We start from the raw sequence: 7167 nt of genomic DNA on the forward strand, positions 1-7167 counted from the left end.
CACGCAGACTGAAAATACACCGGCAGCGAACACACCGGCGGCGAACACCGACGCAGCGAACGGCAACCCGGCCGCCTCCTTCCCACTCGACGCCGCCCACCTGCAACGCGAACTCGAGCAGAGGCTGCCCGGCTACATGGTGCCGTCCTCGGTGACGGTGCTTGCGCGGCTGCCGTGGATGCCCAACGGCAAGCTCGANCGCGCCGCGCTGCCCGCGCCGCAAACGGGCGAGCGCGAGCGGATGGCGCCGTCGAACGAGGTNGANNCGGTGCTGCTGTCGATCTGGAGCGCGGTGCTGGGGCGCGACGATCTGGGCGTCACCGACAACTTCTTCGAAGCGGGNGGCGACTCAATCCAGAGCCTGCAGATCATCGCGCGTGNGCGTGAGGCGGGCTGGCGGCTCACGCCGCGGCAGATCTTCGAGCATCCGACGGTGAGCGGTCTCGCGCAGCGTGCGCAGCGGCTGGACGCGCCCGCGACGCAGGAAGTCGACGACGGCGCGGCGCTCGCGTTGACGCCGATCCAGCGCCTGTTCTTCGAGCGTTATCCGCAAGGCGAATCGCACTGGAACCAGGCTGTATTGCTGAAGGTCCGCGGGCGGCTCGTGCCTGCGGCGCTGGAGCGGGCGGTGGCGGCGCTGGAGGTGCGTCACGACGCGCTTCGGCTGCGATTCGTGCGTGAGGCGGGGCAGTGGAAGCAGATGGCGGTGGCGGTGCACGCGCATCCGGACAATGCTGCGCTGGTTGCGGAAGTGTCGCAACGCCCGGACACGCCCCAAACCGCGATCGTCCGCCACGAACAACTCGCGTCCCTCGCCGACCTCACAGCCGCCTGCGAGCGCATCCAGTCGAGTCTCGACATCGAGCGCGGCCCGCTGTGGCGCGTCGGCCACTTCGAGACAGCGGACGAAACGCGTCTGCTGATTGCGATCCACCACCTGTCGGTGGACGGCGTCTCGTGGCGCGTGCTGCTGGAGGAACTGCAAACCGCCTACGAGCAGGCCGAACGCAACGAGCCGATCCAGCTACCCGCGGCGTCGATGCCGTGGCGCGCCTGGGTGCGCGAGCTTCATCGCTATTCACAATCGGAAGCTGTGCAGTCCGAAGCAAACTGGTGGAACGACGCGCTTCGCGTGGTCGACACCGCTGCCGCGCTTCCGTTACGCGCGCCTGCGGGCACTCGGGTTGCCGAAAGCGCGACCATCGACTGGACACTCGACGCAAATCGCACTCGCGACCTGCTGCAGAAAGCGTCGCGCGCATACCGGACGCGCGTGGACGAACTGCTGCTCGCAGCGCTCGCGCAAGCGCTCGGTGCATGGAGCGGTGCAGCGGAAATCGCCGTCGAACTGGAAGGCCACGGTCGCGAGGACGTGATTGATGGGGCCGATCTGAGCCGTACCGTGGGCTGGTTCACGACGCGTTTTCCGGTCGCGCTGCCCGCTGCGCCGGCGGGGCCCGGCGACGCGCTCGTCGCCGTCAAGGAACGCGTGCGCGCGGTGCCGAACAAGGGGCTGCATTGGGGATTGCTCGACGCGAGCCGGGCGCGCCCGCGGCCGGCCATCAGCTTCAACTATCTGGGGCGCTTCGATCAGTCGTTCGACGACGCCTCGCGTTTCGCCTTCAGTTCCGAAGATGCCGGCAGCAGCTACGGCGCGGGCGCACGCCTCGACTATGCGCTCGACCTGAACAGCATTGTCACCGGCGAAACGCTGCTGCTGCGCTGGCGCTTCGACCCGGCGCGGATCGACCGTGAGAGCGTCGAGCGCATCGTCGCCGCATTCGGCCAACATGTGGACGCGCTGATCGCGCATTGCGTCGCCGCGCCGCCGGGCGCAACGGCGTCGGACTTCCCGCTGTCGGGCCTCGATCAGGCTCAATTGCGCTCGCTGAATCTGGCGCTTGGCGGCGTCGCCGACATTTATCCGGCCACGCCGTTGCAGCAGGGTCTGCTCTATCACAGCGAGTTGCAGCAGGGCGAGGGCGTGTACGTCAACCAGTTGCAATTGACACTGGACGGTCGCCTCGACGTCGCTGCGCTGCGCGACGCGTGGCAGGCCGCCATCGCGCGACACGACATGCTGCGCACCCGCTTCGAGTGGCGTCATGGCGAGGCCGCGTTGCAGATCGTGCAGCGTGAAGCGGTGCTGCCTTTCGCAGTGCATGACTGGCGCGACGCGCACGACTACGATGCGCGCCTTGCCGCGTGGCGCTCGGCCGACGTTGCCACCGGCATCGATCCGTCGCGCGCGCCGCTGATGCGCGTCAACGTTTTCCTGCGTCCCGATGGCCGCTTCGATCTCGTGCGCACGCATCATCACGTGCTGACGGACGGCTGGAGCGGCGCACGGCTACTCGCCGAGGTTTTCGACAACTACGAGCGTGCACTGGGCGCACCGGCGCGCGTCGCGGCGGGCATGCCGCCGCCGTACCGGCGTTATGTCGAATGGCTCGCGGTCCAGCCCAATGCACGCGACTGGTGGACGAAGCGCCTCGAAGCCGCCGACGATCCGGGCACGCTCACCGCGAGCCTCGCCGCGCCGCGCGATACCGTGCGGAGCGCAGAGTCGAACGATGCGCCGAACGAAGTGACGAACCAGGCGTTGAGCGGGTCTTGCAAGACCGTGCTTGAACTCGACGCGCCACTCGATGCGCGAGTGCGTCGCGCAGCCCAACGGTATCGCGTGACGCTCAACACGCTGATGCAGGGGGCGTGGGCCGTGCTGCTTGCGCGGCTAAGCGGCAAGCGGTCGGTCGCGTTCGGCGTGACAGTAGCAGGCCGGCCCACGTCGCTGCCTGGATCGGACGAAATGTTTGGACTCTTTATCAACAGCCTGCCTGTGCTTGCAACAGTGCCTGGCGACATGACGGTCGCCGCGTGGCTCGACGCATTGCAGTCCTACAACCTGGAGATGCGCGAAGTCGAACATACGCCGCTCGCGTCGCTGCAGCAGTGGGCGGGCCGCAGTGGCGACGCGCTCTTCGACAGCCTGATCGTCTTCGAGAACTACCCGGTCGCGACGCGCGCGGCATCCACGCAAGCCAACGGGCTGCGCGTCGACCGCGTGGATTCATTCGAGCGCACGCACTATCCGCTGACGCTGACGATTCTGCCGACCTCGCGCATCGAGCTGCAATGGCAGTGGCACAGCCGTCGCCTTGCGCGTGCGCAGGTCGAGCAGTTGCAGCGGCAATATCTGGCGCTGCTCGAGCAATTCGCCGATGAAGGCGAGCGCGCTCCGCGTTTTGTCGGCGAACTCGCGGTGCGGCGCGGTGCGCCGCGCGCCGAGCCGTTGCCGACGTCGCTGCCGACGCTGCGTGCCTGTCACGAGCGCTTTGCGGCGGAAGCGGCCCGGGTGCCGCGGCGGATCGCGGTCCGTCAGAACGGCGAGGCGTTCGACTACGCGACGCTCGCTCGCCGGTCCACGACGATCGACGCGCGCTTGCGCGCGAGCGGCGTCGCGCGCGAGGAACGCGTGGCGGTCTGCATGCGCCGTTCGCCGGCGCTGATTGCCAGCATGCTCGGAGTGTGGCGAAGCGGCGCGGCCTATATGCCGCTCGATCCGTCGTTCCCCGCCGAGCGTCTCGTGGGCATGCTGGACGACGCGGGCGTCACCCGCGTTATCGCGGATGACGAAGGCCGCGCACGACTCGGCCGCGCCCTCGAAGGCCGCATCGTGCTGGACGCCGCGATTGCGCCGGTCGGCGGAACACCCGCCGCCGACTCTGAAAACGCGGCAACGGCGGCACCGCCCGCCTTGCCTTGCGACCTGTCGCAGCTGGCCTACGTGATCTACACGTCAGGTTCGACGGGCCGGCCGAAAGGCGTCGCGGTCTCGCACGGCGCGCTCGCGCGGCTGCTTGCGAGCGTCGCGATCGAACCGGGACTTCATCAGGATGACGTACTGTTGTCCGTCACCACGCCGTCGTTCGACATTTCCCTGCTCGAGTTCTGTCTGCCATTGACAAGGGGCGCATGCGTCGAAATGGCCGACGCTCGAACAGTGACGGACGGCGCCGCGCTCGCGCGGCTCATCGACGAGAGCGGCGCGACTTGCATGCAGGCAACGCCGTCCGGCTGGCGTGTGCTGCTCGAATCGGGCTGGCGTGGGGCGTCGCGCGGAAGGCTTACCGGCATCGCGGGCGGCGAGCCGTTGCCGTCCGACCTCGCGGCGCAGCTTGCGCAATGCGGCGTCGACGTGTGGAATCTGTACGGTCCCACGGAGACGACCATCTGGTCGAGTTGCGCCCGCGTGTCGAAGGGCGGCCCGATCACGGTTGGCCGCGCCTTGCATGCGAACGCACTGCGCATCGTCGACGCGAGCGGCCAATTGACGCCGCCAGGCGGCGTTGGCGAGCTGTGCATTGGCGGAGACAATCTGGCACGCGGATATTTGGGCCGAGCGGGCCTCACGGCCGAGCGCTTCATACCGGACCCGTACGGCTCACCGGGCGCGCGCATGTATCGCACAGGCGATTTGTGCCGCGAGCGCGCCGACGGCGAATTCGAATGCCTGGGCCGCATCGATCAGCAGGTCAAGCTGCGGGGCTACCGGATCGAGCTGGGCGAGATCGAAGCGGCGCTGCGCGACTGCGACGGCGTGCTCGACGCGGCGGTCGCACTCGTGCCCGGCGCGGGCGATGCCGAGGCGCGGCTCGTCGCTTATGTCGTTGGTGCGGGCGTTGGCGATGTCGTCGATGAAAGTGTCGGGCAAGCGGGCGGCGAGCCGCGCCGGGTGCCGGCCGGCTGGCGGCAGACGCTCGCCGCACGCCTGCCGGGCTACATGATGCCGGCGGCCCTGTACGCAATCGACGCGTTGCCGCGCACCGCCAACGGCAAGCTCGATCGCAACGCGCTCGCGCGCTTCGAGACCGCGGCCGCAACCGAGGCGCCGTGGATCGAGCCGTCTGGCGAAAGGCAAGCGCTGATTGCGCGGCTTTTCGGCGACGTGCTGGGACTCGCGCGAGTCGGGGCCGACGACGACTTCTTTGCGCTCGGCGGACACTCGCTCGCGGCAGTGCGCCTTGTCGCGCGGCTGTCGGAGCAACTCGGTCACAAGGTCGCGCTGGGCGCGCTGTTTGAGAACCCGACGCCCGCGTTGCTGGCTGCGGTGTTGTCCTCTCGCGACGAAGACGATGCACGGCCCGGCCCGTCGCTGGCTGATACCGCGAAGGATGAGCTGGAGGCGCTCGATGGCCTCTTCGATCGACTCGATTGAAAACGCGAGAGCGGGCGTGCGCAGGGGCAAGCGGCGGCGAGCGTGGTGCTCGCCTGTCGCTGCCGGTGTGCAGGACCTGCACCGCTGCGTTGCCGCGTCGCCGTTCATCGCGCAAACACGAACCCATACGCGGCTGCGATGCTCGCGCTGATCTATTCAGATGACAACACCATGCTGACTACGAACTACAAAGAACCGCTCGGAGCGCCGGAGGCTTCCACTGTCTCCACTTCATCGCCTGCTGCAGGCGGTCCTGCGAGCCAGGCCCTCGCGATTGCGCGCAAGTATGCCGCGCTGTCGCCAAAGCGTCGGCAGCGTTTTCGCGAGAAGGCGCGCGAGCAGGGCATCGACCCCGCGCGTTTGCGGATCGTGCCCCTGGCGCGCGGCGTTGATGACACGAGTGAGACCGTAGGCCTGGCCTCTTCGGCAGCTAGCTCCTCAGCCTCGAGCTCGGGTTCGGCAACGTACCCGCTCACGCCCGCACAGGAGCGCCTGTGGTTCCTCTGGAAGCTCGATCCGTCGAACCCCGCGTATAACCTGTCGCGCGCGCTACGGCTGACGGGACGCCTCGACGTGCGCGCGTTGCGCCGCGCGTTCGATGCATTAGTTGCCCGGCACGGCGCGCTGCGTGCGCGATTTGTCGAGACACGCGGCGTCGTTGCGCAGTGCATGCCTGACGATGCCGGCTACCTATGGCGCGAGCGCGCGCTCGATGATCGCACCGAACTACGCGATACGCTGCGTGCAGCCGCCCGCGAGCCGTTCGATCTGGTGCACGGGCCGTTGCTGCGTGTCGACCTCATGAAAATCGATACGGAGTGCTACGCACTGTTGATCGTCGTGCATCACATCGTTTCCGATGGCTGGTCGCAGTCGCTCCTGGTTCGCGAACTCGCAACCCTCTATCGCGCGTCGCTAGCGGGCGAAAGCGTTGCGCTGGCTCATGCGCTGCCGCCGCTCGATATCCATTTCGGCGATGTCGCCGCGTGGCAGCACGAGTGGCAGGACGGCGCGCTCGCCGACGATCTGGCGTACTGGACAACCCGGCTTGGCGTCGAGCGTCCCGCGCTGGAGCTGCCGCTGGACCGGCCGCGCCCCGCTGTGCGTGGAAACGAAGGCGCACGCGTGAGCCGCGACGTGGCACCTGAGCTTGCGGACCGTTTGCGTGAGCTTGCGCGCGCGCAGCGCACGACGCTCTTTACTGTGCTGCTTGGCGCGTATGCGGCGCTTCTCTATCGTTACGGCGGCCAGCCGGGCGTGCGGATCGGCGTGCCGACGGCGGGGCGGCAGGGCAGCGAAACCGAAGGGCTGATCGGCTACTTTGTGAACACGCTGGTAATCGAGGCGGACGTCCACGCCAGCATGCCGTGCGGTGCGCTGCTCGCGAATCTGCACGCGCGAGTGCTCGAGGCGCACACGCATCAGGCCGCGCCGTTTGGCCGCGTTCTCGACGCGTTGCGCATTGAGCGCGAACTCGGGCGCTCGCCGCTCTTCCAGGTAATGTTCAACCTTGAGCAGGCGACCAGCGAAGCTTCTGTAGCAATGCCGGGTCTGGTCGTCGAGCCGGAGGCGGGCGGCACGGATACGGCACGTTTCGACCTGGTGCTTAACGTTGTCGACGACCGGCGTGGCCTGCGCCTGATGTTCAATTATGCGGCCGATGTGTTCGATGCCAGCACGGTAGAGCGCATTGCATCGCAGTACGAAGCTGTTCTGGCGCAGATGGCTGATGGGGTGGCTCGCCGCGTTGGATCGCTGACGTTACCCATGCAGTACGAAGCAGCGCCGTTGCAGCGGTATGCGTTCGAATCGCTCGGCATNGCGCTCGGCGCGCAGGCCAGGCGCACGCCCGACGCAATTGCACTGCGCTGCGAGGAAGCGAGCCTCACGTATGCGCAGCTCGACGCGTGGTCGGCATCGCTCGCGGCACGGCTCGTCGCACGGGGCGT

At 68.0% G+C, this 7167-nt stretch carries 2 protein-coding genes; both read left to right on the forward strand.

Annotation, left to right across the window (positions count from 1 at the left end):
• Positions 1–5218, forward strand: a 5218-nt coding sequence (locus tag F757_RS34370; protein ID WP_035467660.1) for a non-ribosomal peptide synthetase, incomplete at its 5' end; no start/stop codon positions are given.
• 171 nt (positions 5219–5389) lie between these two features.
• Positions 5390–7167 (forward strand): condensation domain-containing protein (locus tag F757_RS0129600; protein ID WP_035467662.1); only part of this gene is annotated, 1778 nt, incomplete at its 3' end.

The organism is Burkholderia sp. WSM2232 (assembly GCF_000472545.1).
Taxonomy (GTDB): Bacteria; Pseudomonadota; Gammaproteobacteria; order Burkholderiales; family Burkholderiaceae; genus Paraburkholderia.